This window comes from Pseudomonas sp. Tn43, assembly GCF_014192635.1.
Lineage (GTDB): Bacteria > Pseudomonadota > Gammaproteobacteria > Pseudomonadales > Pseudomonadaceae > Aquipseudomonas.
Map to the genome: position 1 here is coordinate 140,600 of NZ_JACHYG010000004.1, position 18,096 is coordinate 158,695.

At 60.3% G+C, this 18,096-nt stretch carries 16 protein-coding genes and 1 pseudogene; 8 read left to right on the forward strand and 9 right to left on the reverse strand.

All coding sequences use genetic code 11. The features are described 5' to 3' along the window. Positions 1-31 precede the first annotated feature (31 nt). The 3 genes and pseudogenes from FHW68_RS12340 to FHW68_RS12350 form a co-directional block, all read left to right on the forward strand. Positions 32-934, forward strand: coding sequence for a LysR family transcriptional regulator (locus FHW68_RS12340; protein ID WP_183680571.1), 903 nt, complete (start codon positions 32-34; stop codon positions 932-934). Between the two features lie 130 nt (positions 935-1,064). Further along, the gene (locus tag FHW68_RS12345; protein ID WP_183680573.1) at positions 1,065-1,691 is read left to right on the forward strand and encodes a glutathione S-transferase family protein; all 627 of its coding nucleotides are present in this window, start codon (positions 1,065-1,067) and stop codon (positions 1,689-1,691) included. 63 nt (positions 1,692-1,754) lie between these two features. Further along, a pseudogene (locus tag FHW68_RS12350) lies at positions 1,755-2,702 on the forward strand (pyridoxamine 5'-phosphate oxidase family protein); the annotation flags it as partial. 190 nt (positions 2,703-2,892) lie between these two features. On the opposite strand, the gene FHW68_RS12355 reads toward FHW68_RS12350, so the two are convergent. From FHW68_RS12355 to FHW68_RS12395, 9 genes are all read right to left on the reverse strand, one after another. After that, complete coding sequence (locus FHW68_RS12355) at positions 2,893-4,023, reverse strand: glycosyltransferase family 4 protein (protein WP_183680577.1); 1,131 nt, start codon at positions 4,021-4,023, stop codon at positions 2,893-2,895. After that, positions 4,024-5,154, reverse strand: a complete 1,131-nt coding sequence (locus FHW68_RS12360) for a glycosyltransferase family 1 protein (RefSeq protein ID WP_095632788.1) — start codon at positions 5,152-5,154, stop codon at positions 4,024-4,026. Next, entirely contained in the window at positions 5,138-6,505 is a 1,368-nt protein-coding gene (locus FHW68_RS12365; RefSeq protein WP_183680579.1) for a glycosyltransferase family 1 protein, read from the reverse strand. The genes FHW68_RS12360 and FHW68_RS12365 overlap by 17 nt, the downstream gene beginning before the upstream one ends. Further along, on the reverse strand, positions 6,502-7,755 hold the full coding sequence (locus FHW68_RS12370) for an ABC transporter ATP-binding protein (RefSeq protein ID WP_095632790.1): 1,254 nt from the start codon (positions 7,753-7,755) through the stop codon (positions 6,502-6,504). Before FHW68_RS12370 ends, FHW68_RS12365 begins: the two co-directional genes overlap by 4 nt. Further along, the gene (locus tag FHW68_RS12375) at positions 7,755-8,552 is read right to left on the reverse strand and encodes an ABC transporter permease (RefSeq protein WP_095632791.1); all 798 of its coding nucleotides are present in this window, start codon (positions 8,550-8,552) and stop codon (positions 7,755-7,757) included. The genes FHW68_RS12370 and FHW68_RS12375 overlap by 1 nt, the downstream gene beginning before the upstream one ends. Next, a complete protein-coding gene (locus tag FHW68_RS12380; RefSeq protein ID WP_183680581.1) occupies positions 8,553-9,995 on the reverse strand; it encodes a mannose-1-phosphate guanylyltransferase/mannose-6-phosphate isomerase in 1,443 nt (480 codons plus the stop codon). Between the two features lie 3 nt (positions 9,996-9,998). Then, on the reverse strand, positions 9,999-10,970 hold the full coding sequence (gene gmd, locus FHW68_RS12385; RefSeq protein ID WP_095632793.1) for a GDP-mannose 4,6-dehydratase: 972 nt from the start codon (positions 10,968-10,970) through the stop codon (positions 9,999-10,001). Next, positions 10,967-11,881, reverse strand: coding sequence for a GDP-mannose 4,6-dehydratase (locus tag FHW68_RS12390; protein ID WP_183680583.1), 915 nt, complete (start codon positions 11,879-11,881; stop codon positions 10,967-10,969). Before FHW68_RS12390 ends, gmd begins: the two co-directional genes overlap by 4 nt. Before the next feature lie 214 nt (positions 11,882-12,095). Continuing rightward, complete coding sequence (locus FHW68_RS12395) at positions 12,096-12,308, reverse strand: hypothetical protein (RefSeq protein ID WP_183680991.1); 213 nt, start codon at positions 12,306-12,308, stop codon at positions 12,096-12,098. Between FHW68_RS12395 and FHW68_RS12400 the strand changes: the two genes are divergently transcribed. The 5 genes from FHW68_RS12400 to FHW68_RS12420 are packed head-to-tail and all read left to right on the forward strand — an operon-like array spanning position 12,307 to position 18,041. Beyond that, positions 12,307-13,872: a glycosyltransferase gene (locus FHW68_RS12400; RefSeq protein ID WP_260296476.1), complete on the forward strand. Its 1,566-nt coding sequence runs from the start codon at positions 12,307-12,309 to the stop codon at positions 13,870-13,872. The genes FHW68_RS12395 and FHW68_RS12400 overlap by 2 nt on opposite strands. Continuing rightward, positions 13,866-15,170 carry a glycosyltransferase gene (locus FHW68_RS12405; protein WP_183680587.1) on the forward strand — a complete coding sequence of 435 codons (1,305 nt, stop codon included), beginning with the start codon at positions 13,866-13,868 and terminating at the stop codon, positions 15,168-15,170. The genes FHW68_RS12400 and FHW68_RS12405 overlap by 7 nt, the downstream gene beginning before the upstream one ends. Further along, on the forward strand, positions 15,167-16,060 hold the full coding sequence (locus tag FHW68_RS12410; RefSeq protein WP_183680588.1) for a bifunctional 2-polyprenyl-6-hydroxyphenol methylase/3-demethylubiquinol 3-O-methyltransferase UbiG: 894 nt from the start codon (positions 15,167-15,169) through the stop codon (positions 16,058-16,060). The genes FHW68_RS12405 and FHW68_RS12410 overlap by 4 nt, the downstream gene beginning before the upstream one ends. Next, a complete protein-coding gene (locus tag FHW68_RS12415; RefSeq protein ID WP_183680590.1) occupies positions 16,057-17,211 on the forward strand; it encodes an acyltransferase in 1,155 nt (384 codons plus the stop codon). Before FHW68_RS12410 ends, FHW68_RS12415 begins: the two co-directional genes overlap by 4 nt. Further along, positions 17,205-18,041, forward strand: a complete 837-nt coding sequence (locus FHW68_RS12420; RefSeq protein WP_183680592.1) for a class I SAM-dependent methyltransferase — start codon at positions 17,205-17,207, stop codon at positions 18,039-18,041. The genes FHW68_RS12415 and FHW68_RS12420 overlap by 7 nt, the downstream gene beginning before the upstream one ends. Positions 18,042-18,096: the final 55 nt, after the last annotated feature.

The window sequence follows — 18,096 nt, forward strand, 5'->3', positions numbered from 1 at the left end:
CTCGCGTTTTTCAGTGCTCAGGAGTTAATCCATGGACCGCTTCCAGGAAATGCAAGTCTTCGCTACCGTCGCCCAGGAACAAGGCTTCTCGACGGCGGCGCGGCGTTTGGGAATGTCGGCGGCCAGTGTCACCCGCGCTGTGGCGGCACTGGAGAAACGCATCGGCACCCAATTGTTGACACGTACCACCCGCAGCGTGCATTTGAGTGAGGCGGGTCAGCGTTATCTGGAGGATTGTCGGAGAATTCTCACCGAGGTGCAGGAAGCGGAGGATTCGGCGGCCGGGAGCCACGCCCAACCCCGTGGGCAATTGACGATCACGGCGCCGGTGTTGTTCGGTGATTTGTTCGTTACGCCGCTCATGGTCGGTTACTTGTCTCAATTTCCTGAAGTCAGCATCAACGCTCTACTGGTCGACCGGGTGGTGAGCATGGTCGAGGAGGGCATTGATGTGGCTGTGCGCATCGGTGAGTTACCGGACAGCAATCAACATGCAATTCGCGTGGGCGAAGTGCGGCGGGTGATCTGCGCCTCCCCTGGATTCCTGGGCGATCATGGTCGGCCCCGGCATCCTGCAGATTTAAGCGCAGGCCCGATCATCGCGACCTCGTCCATCGGTCAGCACAGAAGCTGGCCGTTCATTGACGCGGGAGAGCCAATCAGCATTCGTCTGGAACCGCGCCTTGTGGTCACCGCCAATCAGGCAGCTATTACGGCCGCCGCCATGGGGCTGGGACTGACCCGAGTGCTGTCGTATCAAGTGGCGAGCAAAGTCGCGGCCGGTGAGCTGGAAATCGTTCTGGCTGACTTCGAACTGCCGCCATTGCCCATTCATGTGGTCTACCAGGGTGGGCGCAAAGCCCCGGCGCGGGTCCGTAGTTTTGTGGACTTCGCGGTGAACGTACTGCGCGAACACCCGGCCCTGCTTGGCTGAAGGGTTATTGCACTGGCTGAAATAATGGATTGCGTTTGCTGGTTATTCTGTTGTTTTGGTTGCGGATGGAAGATGGCCCCCTATCGGCGCTGATCTTCCTGGACGGCGCCACCATCCAGCGGAGTCGACCATGCAAGCGATCAAACTCTACAACTTCCCCCGCTCTGGCCACGCTCACCGTGTGGAGCTGATGCTGTCTTTGTTGCAACTGCCGACCGAGCTGATCTTCGTCGATTTGGCCAAGGGCGCCCACAAGCAAGCGGATTTTCTGACGCTCAACCCGTTTGGGCAGGTGCCGGTGATTGATGATCAAGGCGTGGTGCTGGCCGATTCCAACGCGATCCTGGTCTACCTTGCGCTGAAATACGGCAACGGTCGCTGGTTGCCAACCGACCCGGTCGGTGCGGCCAAGGTTCAACGCTGGTTGTCGGTCGCCGCCGGGCCAATTGCTTTCGGGCCGGGCAGGGCAAGGCTGATCACCGTATTTGGTGCGCCTTACAACGCGCAAGAGGTGATCGCTTACGCCCACAGCTGGCTCAAAGTGATCGATCAGGAACTGGGCGCAACGCCCTATCTGGCCAGTGGCGAGCCGACCATCGCCGACATCGCTGCGTACAGCTACATCGCCCATGCCCCGGAAGGCAATGTGTCGCTGGATGACTACCCCAACATTCGGGCCTGGCTGACACGGGTTGAAGCCTTGCCGGGGTTTGTCGGCATGCCACGCACCGTCGCCGGTTTGCAAACAACTGCCTGATGTTCACGGCCCGATTGATTCGGGCTGTTCTTGATGCGCGATCAGCGCAGGGGAGAAGCCGTTATGGAACGTTCACCTTGGCACGCAGGCGAGAAACAGTTGCAGGCTCGTGTGGGTGTCGCCGAGCGCATGGACGAATTAGGTCGTAGGGTGATTCGCAGCGAGATGCCGGATCAGCACCGCACCTTCTATCAGCAACTGCCGTTCATGCTGTACGGCGCGGTGGATGCTGACGGCAACCCTTGGGCCAGTATTCTGGAAGGGGCGCCGGGCTTTGCCCATTCACCGGAGCCTGCGCTGTTGCAGTTCGCCAGCCTGCCTGGTCACGACGACCCTGCGCCATTGCAAGACGGAATGGCGATCGGTCTGCTCGGTATTGAGCTGCACACGCGACGTCGCAACCGTCTCAATGGCCGAGTTGGCGCTATGACGGCGAGCGGCTTCGAAGTGACGGTCCAGCAATCTTTCGGCAATTGCCCGAAATACATTCAATTGCGCCAGTTTCACTCGGTGCCCTTGGCGGATCCGTCGGCCCGTGTCGCGCAGCACCTCAACGGGCTGGATGAGGCGGCCAAAGCCATGATCGCCGGCGCTGACACCTTCTTTGTCGCCAGTTATGTGGACGTCGATGGCCAACGCTCGGTGGACGTTTCTCATCGGGGCGGCCAGGCCGGTTTCGTCCAGGTAGAGGGCAATCGACTGACCATCCCGGACTTCGCCGGCAACCTGTTCTTCAATACGTTGGGCAATCTGCTGGTCAATCCTCGAGCCGGATTGCTGTTCATCGATTTCGATTCCGGTGACTTGCTGCACCTCACCGGTCGCACGCAAATCATCCTCGAAGGCCCGCAAGTCGAAGCCTTCCAAGGGGCCGAGCGGTTGTGGACATTCGAGGTGCAGCGCATGGTGCGACGGCCCGCGGCGCTGGCCTTGCGCTGGCGCTTTGACGGCGTGTCACCCACCAGTTTGCTGACCGGGACCTGGGCGCAGGCGAATGCACGCCTGCAAAGCCCAAGCCGGAGCGGTAACCCAGAAAATCCACTGTAGGAGCGACCTGTGGCGAGGGGGCTTGCCCCCGTTTGAGTGCGTAGCACTCACAAAATCTTTGGTACATCAGAGATTTTGGGGCCGCTTCGCAGCCCAACGGGGCGATGCGGCGTTCCGACAAGCCCCCTCCCCACAAAAGCCCGGGCCCGCAGGTTCAGGCGTAGGACAGGGATTTTTCTTCCAGCAGTTCTTCGTACAACGTCGTCCACTTGCGGCCCATTTCTTCCGCCGTGAACAACTGCCGATAACGCGCCTCCGCCTTCACGCCCATCTCGGCCGCAAGCGTCGGGTTTTCCCATAAGGTGCGCATGGCTTCACGGAACGCCTGTGGATGACTCGGCGGCACCACCAGCCCGGTTTCGTTGTGGATGTTGATGTAGCTGGTGCCGGTGCCGATTTCGCTGGAGATCATCGGTTTGCCGTACATCGCACCTTCGAGCAGCGAGATGCCGAACGCTTCGGAGCGCAGGTGCGAGGGAAATACGATGGCGTAACTCAGTTGCAGCAGCGCGACTTTGTCTTCGTCGCCAAGACGCCCCAGAAAGTGAATATTGCGCAAACCCAACGCTGCGGCCTGGGCGTGCAGTTCGGCTTCCAGCGGCCCGGCACCAACGATTACCACCGGGTAATCCACGTCTTTCAAGGCGTCGAGCAGAATGTGCAGGCCTTTGTAATAGCGCATCACGCCCACAAACAGAAAAAACTTATCCCCAAGCGATTGCCGCCAATGGTTCATGCGTTCGTTATCGGCTTGTGGATAACCGGCTTTGTTCAGGCCATAGGGAATGACACGGGTCTTGTCCCGAAACTGCTGCAACACATCACTGGTGTGCAGATAGTTGGGGGATGCGGCGACGATCCGGTCAGCGCTGGCAAGGAAGCGGTTCATCAGAGGCCGGTAAAGTTTGAGCAGGTGCTTTTGACGAATGATGTCCGAGTGGTAGGTGACTACGCTGGGTTTGTTTGTGGCGGCAGAAAAATGCACCAGGTCCATGAACGGCCACGGGAAGTGGTAATTGACCACGTCAGCCTCAGCAGCCATTTCGCGAAATTGTTTGAAGACGCTGTAAGAAAAGCCTGTGGAGGCGAACTGAATGTCGAGTTTGGCCCGATGGACTTCGTGCTGCCCGAGTTGCACCACCGGCGGTGTCGGATCGGCACTGAGGGTCAGCACCTGACTTTCAATGCCATGCTGGGCGCCGCTTTCACACAACTGGAAGATCACTTGCTCGATCCCGCCGACGGAGTCAGGCAGGTACGTCTTGAAAAAATGAAGAACTCGCATTCAACCTCCCATGGCCTGGCGGTAGGCGCGAGCAGTGATCTTCGCGCAACGCTCCCAGGAAAAAAGCCTTGCCTGCTGCAATCCGGCTTTTCGGCATGCCTGCCAATGTGTTTGATCGTCGATCAGCCGGCGCATGGCATCGCGCAGGCCGTCTGGATCGTCGGGTTCAATATAGTTGCCCGCAACGCCTGCGACTTCAGGCATGGCCGAACGTCGGGTCAGGATGACCGGCGTGCCGCTGGCCATGGCCTCCAGCACGGGTAGGCCGAAGCCTTCATAGCGCGACGGGAAAATCAGCGCCCGGGCGCCGGCCAACAGCTGCGCGACCTGCTCGTCGGGCAGGTAACCGAGCAAACACACATGACCATTGGCCAATGCCTGGTGCAGCTCATCGTTGAAGTGTTCGCGCTGCCAGCCAGCCATGCCCACGATCAACAGTGGAAAGCGCTGACGCAATGCTTCCGGAAGTTGGGCGTGGGCGCGCAGGGCCAGCGTCAGGTTCTTGCGGGGTTCCAGGGTGCCTACGCAGAGAAAATAATCCCGCATCTCGACCCCGTGGGCCTTGAGCATCGCATCGATGGCCTCAGGCTCGCGTGGGTGGAAACGTGCCGCCACGCCCAGCGGGGCGACTACAAAACGCTCGGCCGGCAGTGCGAAACAGGCTTGAGCCTCGTCGGCAATGTACTGCGAGTCGGTAAGAATCAGCTGCGCCTGTTGCACGCCATCGGCCAGTCGCCGCTCGATTTCTCGCAGGCGTGCCGGTGGTTGCGTCTCGGGATAGTGCAGGTGCGTCAGGTCATGCAAGGTGATGACCGTCGGGCCGTCGAACGACAACGGCCACAGACTGGGTTCGTGATAAAGGTCGATTGCCTGCGTGCGGCCTTGATCAAAGCGCTTCTGCGCCAGCCAGCGTCGAGCCTGATACGCCCCCGGTATCTGCCGCAGCAATGGCGTCAGTCGCGAGTAGCCCGGCATGGCGGCCTCGGGTAGCGAAGAACTCCAGCCCCAGCCATGGAACAGCGACAACTCGACATCCGGCTCGCCGGCCAGGGCATTCACCAGTTCGGCGACGTAATGGCCAATACCGGTGCGCGGGGCCTGGAGGATTCGGGCATTAAGGGCAATTCGCATGTTGCCTCTCTTGCTCTGCGGGTGTTTCCACCAGGTTGCGCAGGGTTCGCTCGGCCAGTTGCGCACTGGCTTCACGCCAGCCGATCCAGCGCCAGTCCGCCACATCGCGGGCGGCCGGGAATTGTTTGCTGCTCTCGAATCGGACAACCAGATCGGCCAGGTTCTGTGGTTCGGCCAGGTCGAAGTAGGCCATGAATTCGCCGCCTATTTCACGGAAGATCGGAATGTCGCTGCCCATGGCCGGCAAACCGCGTTGCATGGCTTCCACCAGTGGCAAGCCGAAGCCTTCGACGTAGGACGGAAACACCAGCGCGCTGGCGTGGGAATAGGCATGTTCGAGGCTGGTGTCGCTCAGGTCATTAAACATGAACAACCGCCTGTTCAGCTGCGGGTGATTGCGTACCCGGGCGAGCAGGGCATCGCATTTCCAGCCAATGCGCCCGGCGATGCACAGACGGGCAGTGGAGCCTGCGGCCCAGGCGAGTTCGAAGGCGTCCAGCAAGTAGTCGTGGTTCTTGCGCGGCTCGATGGTGCTGACCATCAGGAACACCGGTTGCGGGGTATCGAACAGCCGGGTCAGGCGTGTTTCGACAGCGGCGGTTTCTTCACGCAGGTCCAGTTCGGAGCCCAGGTGGAAGTAGTCGAACCACAAGGTGTCGGCTTTGGCAGGGCCGACGCGACGATGCAATTCATCGCGCACCTGATCGCGCACCGTGGCGGAAATCGCCACGTAGCCGTCGGCGGTTTTGGCGATCCAGTCGAACCACTCGTTGAAAATCTGCACCAGTCGCGTGTCGTAGAACTGCGGGTGGGTCAGGGGAATCAGGTCGTAGATCACCGAGACAATGCCCACGCCTTCGCGTTTGAGTTGTTCGGCCAGCGGGAAGAAATCGGCGTGCCAGGACGAATCCAGCAACACCAGTTGGTCGCCCGGTTGATGCTGCAGTGGCGAGCATCGTTTGGGCAGGTAATAGTGATTGATCCGGTCAATCAGGCGCAGCGGTACGCTGAAACCCGCCAGCGCCGTGAGGCGGTAAGCCGCGTACAGCGCGCGCCGGGTCCATCGCGAGGTGCAGCGTTTGTCGAGACGCTGGTGCAGTTGCCAGAAACGATGGGCCAATCGCTCAAGACGCCCACCGAACTCCATCAGCCCATTGAAAAAGGGGATGCCCGAAGGGCTCAGTTTCAGCACCCGGTAGAGCTTGCCCTTGAGCATCACCACCGGGATGCACTCAACGCCATCGACGCGTTCAGGCAACTGGTTGATGACGTTGCGCACCACTCGCTGAATGCCCGAATTGACCTTGGGGTGCTGGAATACGTACGTGCATTCCACCAGGAGACGGGTCATGGCGTGTTCTCCGAAACAATCGATTCAGCCGCGCGAGTGATGGTGGTTTTCGCCCCCAGCCACGAACAGCCGACGAAGTCTTCGTGTCGGTTGTTGATCACATGGAACACCAGGCCGTAGTCGCGCCACTCGAAATTGCGGTCCAGGTGCGAGTCCAGTCGCGACAGGCTCAGGGCCACGGAATAATTGCCTTTGCCCAGGCCCATGACGAAGGCGAAGCGGTAGGTCAGCCGCTCGCCGGCCTGCAGATCGGTGAGGGCGAGGTCCTGACGATGGGTGTTGATGCCGTACATGGCCTGGCCCAGGCGATCCTTGATCATGAAACCCAGCACCAGGCGTTCGATGTCCTGACGCACTTCGACTTGCACCTCAAGCACGACCGGCTGGCCGACTTCGGCGGCATCGATGGCACGTTCGCGCTCATCGAGCAGGCGCACGCTGAGAATCCCGGCTTCACCGGTGCCGGAAACGGTTTGCACCTGGCCATCCGCGAGCATTTCCTGACGCACCGTCTGGCCTTCGCGCTCGGCGAGCAGGGCGTTGTAGTAGTCCATGACGGCTTCGGGCTTGCCGTGCATGGCCATGCGGCCGTTCTCCAGAAGAATTGCCGAATCGCAGATCGACTGAATCGCCGAGCGGTCGTGGGACACGATCAGCAAGGTGGTGCCGGCCCTGCGAAAACTGCGGATGCGTTCGAAGCTCTTGTGCTGGAAGTAGGCGTCGCCCACCGACAGCGCTTCGTCGACGATCAGGATGTCCGGGCGCCGCGCGGTGGCCACGCTGAACGCCAGGCGCATCTGCATGCCGCTGGAGTAGGTGCGCACCGGGTGGTCGATGGCTTCGCCGATTTCCGCGAAATGTTCGATCTGGGGCATCAAGGCTTCGATTTCTTCGACCTGCATACCCAGCAATTGCCCGGCCATGATCGCGTTTTGCCGACCAGTGAACTCCGGGTGAAACCCCATGCCCAGTTCCAGCAGGGCGGCGACGCGGCCTTCGAGCTGGATCTGCCCACAGGTAGGTTGGGTGGTGCCGGTGATCATCTTCAGCAAGGTACTTTTGCCGGCACCGTTGACCCCGACAATGCCCACCGCTTCACCGGGCGCAATCTCGAACGCTACGTCTTGCAGCACCCAGTGCTGGCGATGGCGGATCGGCGAAAACGGAATCAGCCACTCAGCCAGTCGGCTCCAGCGTGTGGGGTATTGCTTGTAGGCCTTGCCCAGGCCCGTTACGCATATGTGCCCCATCAGAGTTCATCCACCATTTCGCCGACCCGCTGACGAAACAGTCGCAGCCCGATCACGCAGAACAACACACCGATCACGAAAATCGGCAGCAGCGAACTCCAGACCGGCCATTGGCCGTAGAGGAACAGGTTCTGGTAACTGCCCATCAGGTTCGTCAGCGGGTTGAGTTGCAACAGCCGCTGGACCCACTCGGGCAGGATGCTCAAGGGGTACACGATCGGGGTCAGCCAGAACCAGAATTGCAGGCAGATGGCGAACAGTTGCCCGACATCGCGAAAGAACACATTCAGCACGCCAAGGATCATTCCCAGCCCGGCGCAGAACATCACTTGCAATGCCATCAGCGGCAGCAACGCCAGCAGGGCCATGCCCGGCAAGCGTCCGGTGATCAGCAGAAAGCCCAGGAACAGCGCGATGATGATCGCGAAGTTGATGCCAGCATTGAACAGCACGATCACCGGCAGGCAGATTCTGGGGAAGCTGATTTTCTTCAGCAGGTTGGCGTTTTCCAGAAACATGTTCTGGCTGCGCAGGGTGATTTCCGAGAACAGACCCCAGGTCAGCAACCCGGCGCAGAGGTAGATGCTGTAGGCCATGCCATCATCCACACCCGGCAAGCGTGCGCGCATGATGTGGGAAAAAATCACCGTGTAGACGACGATCATCGACAGCGGGTTGAGCACGGTCCACAAGGCACCGAACAGCGAATTGCGATAACGCGCTTGAAACTCTCGCTTGACGCTACCGAGGATGAAACCTCGATAGCTCCACAGCGAGCGATACAGGGAAAGCAACATTCAAACCGTCCTGCCGTATTGGTCTTCGAAGCGAACGATATCGTCCTCCCCCAGGTATTCACCGCTTTGCACTTCGATGATCACCAAGTCGATCACGCCGGGGTTTTCCAGACGGTGCCGGTGCCCGGCGGCAATGAACGTCGATTCGTTCTTGGCTACCAGGTGCGACCCGGAACCGTTGTTGGTGACCTTGGCCATGCCTTCGACCACCACCCAGTGTTCGTTGCGGTGGTGGTGCATCTGCAACGACAACTTGGCCCCGGGTTTGACCACGATACGTTTGATCTTGAAGCGCGGACCTTCCTCGAGCACGGTGTACGTGCCCCACGGTCGGCTGACTGTGCGGTGCAGGCGATAGGCTTCGTGTTTTTTGTCCTTGAGTTGCCGGGCCACCCGCCGCACATCCTGGGCGCGGTCGGCGTGGGCCACCAGCACTGCATCGGCAGTGTCGATGATGATCAGGTTATCCACACCCACGGCGGCGACCAATCGGTCTTCGCTCTGGACGAAGTTGTTGTGGCTGTCGATGAAGATCGCTTCGCCGCTGGCGCGATTGTGCTGTGCATCGGCCGGCACCAATGCCGCCACGGCGCCCCAGGAACCAATGTCGCTCCAGTCGAAAGAGGCGGGCACCACGACCACCTTGTCGGAGCGCTCCATCAAGGCGTAGTCGATGGAGATGTCGGTGATGTCGGCGAAGTGCGTGGGCGACAGCTCCTGTTGCAGGCAACCGCCGGTTTCCACCGGCGCACTGGCCGCCATGCAGGCCCGAGCCTGGTCCAGCAATGCGGGGGCGTGAAGGTGCAACTCGGCCAGCAGCGTGGCGATCGAGAAGCAGAACATCCCCGAATTCCACAGGAAATTACCGCTCTCCAGATAATGCGTGGCGGTTTGCAGGTCGGGTTTCTCGACGAAGCGCTGCACCTTGGCGGCGCCTTTGTCGTCCAGCGGGGCACCGGTTTCGATGTAGCCGAAGCCGGTTTCCGGGGCTGTCGGCACGACGCCGAAGGTCACCAGATGACCGGCCTTGGCCAGCGTCACGGCGTGCTCCACCGCGCTCTTCAATGCATCTTCATCGAGAATCAGATGGTCGGCGGGCATCACCACCATGATCGCTTCATCGCCGTGCAGGGCTTGTAGCGAAAGGGCGGCCGCCGCGATGGCCGGGGCTGTGTTGCGGCCCGTTGGCTCGAGCAGAAAATGCCCGCGATGGCGCTCCAGGCGCGCCTCCTGATAGTGATCCTTGCTCTGGAAGTAATAGTCGCGGTTGGTCACCGTGACGATATCGCCCCAGCCATCGAGCAAGCCGGCCGCACGCCGATAAGTTTTACTCAGCAGTGAATGACCGTCGGGCAGGGTCATGAACGGCTTGGGATGGCCTTCGCGGGACACCGGCCACAATCGGGTGCCGGCACCGCCGGAGAGAATCACGGGAATCAGCATGGCCTACTCCTTGGCAACGCGTTTCATGTCCGCATCCATCATCATGCGGATCAAGGTGTCCAGATCGGTTTTTGGCTTCCAGCCCAGTACGCGCTGGGCCTTGGCCGGGTTACCCAGCAGCACTTCTACCTCGGCCGGGCGGAAAAACGCCGGGTCGATCTTCACGTAGTCGCGGTAGTTGAGGCCAATGTGTTCAAAGGCGATGCGGCACATTTCGCGCACGGTGGTGGTTACGCCGGTGGCGACCACATAATCGTCAGGCGTGTCCTGTTGCAGCATCAGCCACATGGCTTCGACATAGTCGCCAGCGAAGCCCCAATCGCGTTTGGCGTCGATGTTGCCCAGGCGCAGCTCCTGCTGTTTGCCTTGTTTGATGCGAGCGGCGGCGTCGGTGACTTTACGGGTCACGAACTCGATGCCGCGCAGCGGTGATTCGTGGTTGAACAGGATTCCGCTGCTGGCGTGCAGGTTGAAACTTTCGCGATAGTTCACCGTGATCCAGTGGCCATAGAGCTTGGCCACGCCGTAAGGGCTGCGTGGATAGAACGGTGTGCTTTCGTCCTGCTGCTCGGCCTGAATCAAACCGAACATTTCGCTGGTGGACGCTTGATAGAAACGGGTGTGGGGACTGAACTGACGGATCGCTTCGAGCAGGTGAGTCACGCCCAGGCCGTCGACGATGCCGGTGGTCACCGGTTGATCCCAGGAGGCGGCGACAAAACTTTGCGCCGCCAGATTATAGATTTCATCCGGCGCTGACTTGATCACCGCTCGCTGCACCGAGCAGGCATCGGCCATGTCGCCATCCAGATAGACGATATCGCCCTCGATCCCGGTCTCGCGCAGTCGCCAACGCGAATCGCTGCTGCGCCGCGCCACCAGGCCGTGGACTTTGTAACCCTTGTCGAGCAACAGTTTGGCCAGATACGCGCCGTCCTGACCGGTGATCCCTGTGATCAATGCACTTTTTGTCATTCTTGTCGTACTCGCTTCTCCCAGTCGGACAGGATCGCCCGCAGGGATTGTTGTGTTGTGATTTCAGGCGACCATCCGGTGGTCTGGGCAAGCTTGGCATGGCTGCCACAAACGCGACGCTGATCCGCCCGGCGAAGACGCGCCGGGTCCTGAACCAGTTGCATATCGACCCGGGCGAGATCCCCCAGCTGTTCGATCAAGCTGCGAATGCTCTGCTCGCGCCCCGAGCAAATGTTGTAGACCTGTCCTGACTCGCCTTTTTCCAGCAAGGCGAAGTAGGCCGACACCACGTCGCCCACATCGAGGAAATCGCGAGTGACGTCGATGTCACCGACTTCCAGTTGCGCTGCTTGCAGGCCTTGTTTGATTCGGCTGATCTGCCGCGCAGCGCTGGCGATGGCGAAGCTGTCTTTCTGCCCGGTGCCGATGTGGTTGAACGGGCGCGCGACCATTACGGGCCAGCCCTCGCTCAGGCCCCATTGCAGGCTCAGGAATTCGGCCGAGAGTTTGCTCACGGCGTAAGGGTTGCGCGGGCAGGGTGGCTGGCCTTCGGTGATGGGCAGATCGGCTTCGTTGACCTGGCCATAGACGTCACCGGAGCTGACGTACAGGAAGGTACCGGTGAAACCACGGGCCTTGAGGGCTTGAAGCAGGTTGAGGGTGCCCAGCAGGTTGATATTCAGCGTGCGTGCCGGATCACGAAAGGCTTCGGGGACGAAAGTCTGGCCGGCCAGATGAATGACCGCATCGGGCATCTGCGGCCACAGGCCTTCAAGGCTTTCTGGCTGCGCAAGATCGTAACGGGAAGGGGCGGGCAGCAGTGCCCATTCCGAGGCATCAGCCTTCAGACGAGATTGGATATGTTGTCCTACGAATCCACTCAGACCCGTTACGAACAGACGCTTTTTCAATCAGCGGTCCCCTCAATGCTGAACTTCTGCCACTTCCCACAGGCTTTAGGAAAAGTCTGTCAGACCGAAGAAAAACCTTCGTAGGAAGACAGGCGAAGTCGTTGTTGTAATTGTTTGGTAGCCAATCTGTGCCAATTGCGCAGCAATTTCAATAAGTCCCACCGTGACTGATCAGTTCTCGTTTTTGCAGGCCTTTTTATTCTCGCCGAGCGGTTCACGAACCCTTAATGGATGTGTTTAGAATGCCCCTCGTCACGATCGCCCAGGGTTCGGCAGGGTTGTTCTGCAACGCCGCGAAACTGACCACTAAAACAAGAACGTAGACGAGCATGAAGACTATAGACGAGGACGACACACCGACTCGATCCGTGGCTTTGCCGTCATAGAGTGAGGTCGCCGGGATGGCGGCTTCATCGTGGGATGCCATGAATTTCATTCTTTACTCGGACGTCAACGACAGTTCCATCAGCCGGAGCCTCGGTCGTCCCGAATACAGTTATTACTTCGTGCTCAAGGCTTATCGCCCTGTGCTCGAAAGCCTTGGGCGGGTGCATGTGGTGTCCTCCACCGCCGAAGTCGATCCTCTCTACAGGCAGCTGCGTGACGCCGGCGAAGACAGCTTGTTCCTGTCTTTCACCCCGCCGCAGAAAACCCCGAACGACCTTGAGTGCCCGACAATGTGCGTGGTGGCCTGGGAGTTCGATTCGATTCCCGATGAGCAGTGGGACAACGATCCACGCCAGGACTGGACGCGCATGCTGGCGCGCCAGGGCCGGGTGATTACGCTCTCCAGTCATACGGCCCGGGCGATCCGTCGGGCCATGGGCGAAGCATTTCCGGTGTTGGTCTTGCCGACTCCGTTGTGGGAAAACTTCGCCGCCATTCGTAGCCGTCATACCAGTGTGCCGGTCAATGCCGGTTCGACACTCGACATCAAGGGCTGCATCCTTGATACCCGTACGCTGGGGTTGTCCGCCGACTCGCTGATTCCGCCGCCGCTGACCGCTGAGCAACAGGCGGAGCTCGAGGCCTCGCGCCCGCCGCCGCTGACCCTGAAGCGCCGCTTCGTCATCGCCAGGCACTACTTGCGCCTGTGGGCGCTGGACCTGGGCAAGGCGCAACCGGTGCCGGTCCATCGCACTCACTTTTTGAGCCAGTGGTACTGGGAGGGCATTCGCGATCTGTTGTCTGACCCGGCTCATTCCAGGCTCGCAAAATACTTCCCGGGCATTGCCGGTCCACAGGCGGTGCCGGTCCATGTACCCGCCGCCGTGGACCTTCCGGACACTACGGAGCAGGTGCAGACCCATGTCGACGGCGTGGTCTACGTCACCGTGTTCAATCCCAAGGACGGGCGCAAGAATTGGCATCAACTGATCAGCGCATTCTGCTGGGCGTTCCGTGACACCGCGGACGCCACACTGGTGCTGAAGATTACCCAGAGCGATCTGTCGTCCTATTACACCGAGTTGATGACCCTGCTGGCGCAACTGTCCCCATTCGCCTGCCGGGTGGTGGTGATGCACGGTTACCTGGACGATCCGCAATATGCCCGGCTCTATGAGGCGGCGAGTTATTACGTCAACGCCTCGCGCTGCGAAGGCTTGTGTCTGCCGCTGATGGAGTTCATGGCCAGTGGCAAACCGGTGATCGCCCCGGATCACACGGCCATGGAGGATTACATCGATGAGCGCGTGGCGTTTGTGGTCAAGTCCAGCGAAGAGCTGACCATCTGGCCTCAGGACACCCGCATCATCTATCGGACCCTGCGTTATCGACCGGACTGGGGGTCGTTGAAAACGGCCTACGAAAACAGCTACCGGATCGCCAAGGAACAGCCGTTGGAGTATCAGCAGATGGCTCATGCCGCGGTCGAGCGCATGCACGATTACTGCGCCTTCACTCCAGTGCAACAGCGCCTGGCGGACTTTTTCGGGCTGGCGCCGCACGTTGTGCCAGCAACGGCCGTAACGGATGACGCCTCATGCTGATCATCATTCATTCGGAAACCAATCAGCGCACCATTGCCCAGAACCTGGGCCGCTCGGAATACAGCTACTACTTCGTGCTCAAAGAGTATCGACCGGTGCTGGAGCGACTGGGACGGGTGGTGGAAGTCAGCGACCCGCAGGCTGAAGTCGATGCTTTGTACCTCGACTGTCTGTCCCGTGGCGAAGACTGCGTGTTCCTGTCGTTCTCGCCGCCCCATCGCACGCCGGTGCATTTCGCCTGTCCGACCCTGGCGGTGTTTGCGTGGGAATTCAGCACCATTCCCAACGAGCCGTTCGCCGGTGAACCGCGTAACGATTGGCGTACGGTATTGCGCGCGAGCGGTGCTGCGATCACCCATTCCAGCTACACCGTCAATGCCGTGCGCGAAGCCATGGGCGCCGACTATCCGATCATCGCGGTGCCGGCGCCGGTGTGGGATCGCTTTGCCGCACGGGGTGCGCAATTGCAGCGTCAGCCGAAGGCCCGGCAGGTGCGATTGAAGATCAAAGGCTTGCTGGCGGACAGTCGTCAACTTGATCTGCGGGCCTTTGGTCCTGTGCATTTGCGTGCCGGCAAGGGCATCGACTTTCAGGCGCCCGCTCGTGAACAGGCGCTGGTGCTCGATGGTGTGATCTACACCTCGGTGTTCAACCCCGGCGACGGGCGCAAGAATTGGGAAGACATGTTGAGTGCTTTTTGCGTGACCTTCCGCGAGGTAGAAGATGCCACGCTGGTGCTCAAACTGACGCATCACGATGCCGAAGAAGCGCTGACCGATATCCTTCATCACCTGTACAAAAACCAGCCGTACCGCTGCCGTATCGTGTTGATTTATGGCTACCTCGCGGATGCGGATTACGAACGTCTGGTGCAGGCCACGAGTTACGTGGTGAATACGTCCTACGGCGAAGGCCAGTGCCTGCCGCTGATGGAGTTCATGTCCTGCGGCAAGCCGGCAGTGGCGCCGCGCACTACGGCGATGATTGATTATCTGGACGCGGACAATGCTTTCCTCATCGATTCCACGGATGAGCTGACGGCCTGGCCCCACGACCCGCGAAAGGCGTTTCGCACCCTGCGTTACATCACCAACTGGGCCTCGCTGTGCACGGCTTATCAGGCCAGCTACGCGGTGGCCATGGACGACCCGCAACGCTATGCAAGGATGTCCGCCCACGCGGTGACCAGCCTGCAAAACTTTTGCAGCCAGGCAACCGCTGAACAGCGTCTGAAAGAATTCCTCGCCCGGCTGTTCGAAACCCGCGCTGCGGCTGCCATGGAAACCCCCGAGGCATGATCCGCGCATTGATGAGGCGGCTGCGTCCGATGGCGCAACCCAAAGCTGTGCCTGCGCCGGTTGCGCAAGGCAGTGTGTCACCGCGCGATGTCGGCTTGCACGACGCCATCCTCGATGGCTGGTTTTTGAACGAAAGCGGCGAATTGCTCAAGGGTTTTGCAATCACGGCGCACGACACTTTGCTGGACGTCGGTTGCGGTGAAGGCGTTGCGACGTTGTTTGCGGTGCGGCAGGGCGCCTCGGTTATTTTCACCGACAGTGAGCACGACAAGGTCCGTGATCTGGCCCGGCAAGTGGACGCGCAGACGGACAAGCCCCACCTGGGATTGGTCAGCAATAGCCTGCCGTTGCCGCTCGCCGATGGCTGCGCAAACAAAATCGTGTGTATGGAAGTGCTTGAGCACATCGATCAACCCGAACCCTTCATGGCCGAGCTGGTGCGCATGGGCCGTCCGGGTGCGCAGTATCTGCTCAGCGTACCGGCGCCGGTGGGCGAGCATTTGCAGCAGGGCATCGCCCCTGCCAGTTATTTTCAGTCACCCAATCACGTGCAGATTTTTACCCCGGAACGTTTCACCGCCCTGGTGGAGGACGCCGGCCTGGTGATCGAGCATCGTCAGGCCTCCGGGTTTTTCTGGGTGATGGGCATGATCTTTTTCTGGGCCAGCGAGCGCGCGGCCGGGCGCGACTTGGGCGGCGCGGTACGTGACCGGATTCAAGCGCCCTATCCGCCGCTGATGGAGAGCTGGGCGAGAACCTGGCAAGACCTGCTGGCGCAACCCAATGGGCTGGCAATCAAACAGATGCTCGATCAGTTCATGCCCAAGAGTCAGGTGATCATTGCACGTAAACCGATGGCGACCGATTCAAAGTCCGGGACTGCGCCATGAGCAGTCGACGGATTCTCGACATCGAGTTGTTGCGCGGGATCGCTGTGCTTGGTGTGCTGGTGCATCACCTGCAAACCATGCCGTTTCCGGGCCAGTTGCCGGGTTTCGAATCGGGTACGGCCCACGGGCAATTCTGGTGGGGCGTGGACCTGTTTTTTGTCATCTCCGGGTTTGTCATCGCCCGAGGCTTGATTCCGCTGCTGCGTGGTTGCCAGACACCCCTGGCCTTCTGGCGGGAAACCCGCGATTTCTGGATTCGCCGGGCCTTTCGTCTGTTGCCATCCGCCTGGTTGTGGCTGCTGCTGATGTTAGCGGGCGCACTGTTTTTCAATCATTCGGGCGCCTTTGGCACGGTGCAGGCCAATCTGCAGGCGACGCTGGCGGGCTTTCTGCAATTGGCCAATTTGCGCTTTGCCGAAAGCTTCATGCGCTTCGAATACGGTGCCAGTTTCGTTTATTGGAGCCTGTCCCTTGAAGAGCAGTTCTACCTGCTGCTGCCCTTACTGATCCTCGTCTGCCGCAAGCGGTTGGTGTGGGTGTTGCTGGCCTTGGTTGCCGTGCAACTGTTCACTTGGCGTTCAGCGCTGTTGATGAGTTTCAGGACCGATGCCCTGGCATTGGGCGTGTTGCTGGCGATGTGGAGCTCGAGGCCGAGCTATCTGACCTGGGAGCCACGATGGTTGCGCCATCGCTGGTCAGGCCCGTTGACACTGATCGGCCTGGGCGCCGCACTGAGCGTGCTGGCGAGCACACCTTTCAACCTGGCGAACTATCGCGTCGCTGCGATTGCCTTGTTGTGCGCGCTGCTGGTCTGGATCGCTTCCTACAATCGCGATTACCTGCTGCCCAAGGGCAAGCTCAAGCAAGTACTGGTCTGGCTGGGCGCCCGTTCCTACGGCATTTACCTGATTCACATTCCGGCGTTCTTTGTCGTGCGCGAAAGCTGGTTTCGTTTCGCGCCCGCCGGTTGGCAGGACGTGGCGATGCAGCCGGCACTGGCGCTGTTTTGCGCCATGACCCTGATCGTGCTGCTGAGTGAACTCAACTACCGATTCATCGAGCTACCCATGCGCAACCGGGGTGTCCGTCTGGTACATCATTTGCGCCTGTCCCGATCAGCCCATGCATCCTCTGGAGCCACCTCATGCTGAGCCTTTTGAAGAAACTCACGGCGGGCACGTCCGCTACCGCGCAGCCGCTGACGCCGGCATCCTCGGTCGCCGACAAGGTCGACCCCTACATGCTCGGCTTGCACGACGCGATGCTCAGCGGCTGGTTCAACCAGCAAACCGGTGAGCTGTTCACCGGTTTCCCGGTCAGCCCCGAGGACACGCTGCTGGATGTGGGCTGCGGTGACGGGGGCAACGTACATTTCTGCGGTATGCGCGGGGCCAAGATCATCATTGCCGACATCGACGCCGCCAAGGTCGAAGCGACTCGTCAGCGCCTGAGCGACACGCCGGCACGGGGCATCGAGTGCCACGTCACGGACTGCAACCCGCTGCCGATTGCCGACGCGACCGCGACCCGAGTCGTGTCCACCGAAGTTATCGAACACGTCGACGATCCGGCGCAGTTCCTCGCCGAACTGGTGCGGGTCGGCAAGCCCGGGGCGCTGTATTTGCTCAGTGTTCCGCACCCCAGTTCCGAAGACCTGCAAAAAGACATCGCCGCGCCGGAGTATTTCCAGAAGCCCAACCACATTCGCATCATCAGCGAAGAGCAGTTCAAGGCGATGGTCAGCGATGCTGGCCTGGACGTCATCAGCCACAGCCAGTACGGGTTCTATTGGTCGATGTGGATGCTGTTGTTCTGGGAGGCCAAGGTCGATTTCAGCAATGCCGACCATCCATTGCTCAACCATTGGGCCGACACCTGGCAAGCCGTTCTGTCCTCGCCACGGGGGGCGCAGATCAAACAGGCGCTGGATGCGGTGGTGGCGAAAAGTCAGGTGATCATTGCCCGCAAGCCTGAAGCGTAACAGTCGCTGTATCCTTTGTAGCAGCTGCCGAAGGCTGCGTTCGGCTGCGTAGCAG

Coding starts and splice junctions, on each gene's coding strand:
- FHW68_RS12340 (WP_183680571.1), top strand. CDS start 32: ATGGACCGCTTCCAGGAAATGCAAGTCTTCGCTACCGTCGCCCAGGAA.
- FHW68_RS12345 (WP_183680573.1), top strand. CDS start 1,065: ATGCAAGCGATCAAACTCTACAACTTCCCCCGCTCTGGCCACGCTCAC.
- FHW68_RS12355 (WP_183680577.1), bottom strand. CDS start 4,023: ATGCGAGTTCTTCATTTTTTCAAGACGTACCTGCCTGACTCCGTCGGC.
- FHW68_RS12360 (WP_095632788.1), bottom strand. CDS start 5,154: ATGCGAATTGCCCTTAATGCCCGAATCCTCCAGGCCCCGCGCACCGGT.
- FHW68_RS12365 (WP_183680579.1), bottom strand. CDS start 6,505: ATGACCCGTCTCCTGGTGGAATGCACGTACGTATTCCAGCACCCCAAG.
- FHW68_RS12370 (WP_095632790.1), bottom strand. CDS start 7,755: ATGGGGCACATATGCGTAACGGGCCTGGGCAAGGCCTACAAGCAATAC.
- FHW68_RS12375 (WP_095632791.1), bottom strand. CDS start 8,552: ATGTTGCTTTCCCTGTATCGCTCGCTGTGGAGCTATCGAGGTTTCATC.
- FHW68_RS12380 (WP_183680581.1), bottom strand. CDS start 9,995: ATGCTGATTCCCGTGATTCTCTCCGGCGGTGCCGGCACCCGATTGTGG.
- gmd (WP_095632793.1), bottom strand. CDS start 10,970: ATGACAAAAAGTGCATTGATCACAGGGATCACCGGTCAGGACGGCGCG.
- FHW68_RS12400 (WP_260296476.1), top strand. CDS start 12,307: ATGAATTTCATTCTTTACTCGGACGTCAACGACAGTTCCATCAGCCGG.
- FHW68_RS12395 (WP_183680991.1), bottom strand. CDS start 12,308: ATGGCATCCCACGATGAAGCCGCCATCCCGGCGACCTCACTCTATGAC.
- FHW68_RS12405 (WP_183680587.1), top strand. CDS start 13,866: ATGCTGATCATCATTCATTCGGAAACCAATCAGCGCACCATTGCCCAG.
- FHW68_RS12410 (WP_183680588.1), top strand. CDS start 15,167: ATGATCCGCGCATTGATGAGGCGGCTGCGTCCGATGGCGCAACCCAAA.
- FHW68_RS12415 (WP_183680590.1), top strand. CDS start 16,057: ATGAGCAGTCGACGGATTCTCGACATCGAGTTGTTGCGCGGGATCGCT.
- FHW68_RS12420 (WP_183680592.1), top strand. CDS start 17,205: ATGCTGAGCCTTTTGAAGAAACTCACGGCGGGCACGTCCGCTACCGCG.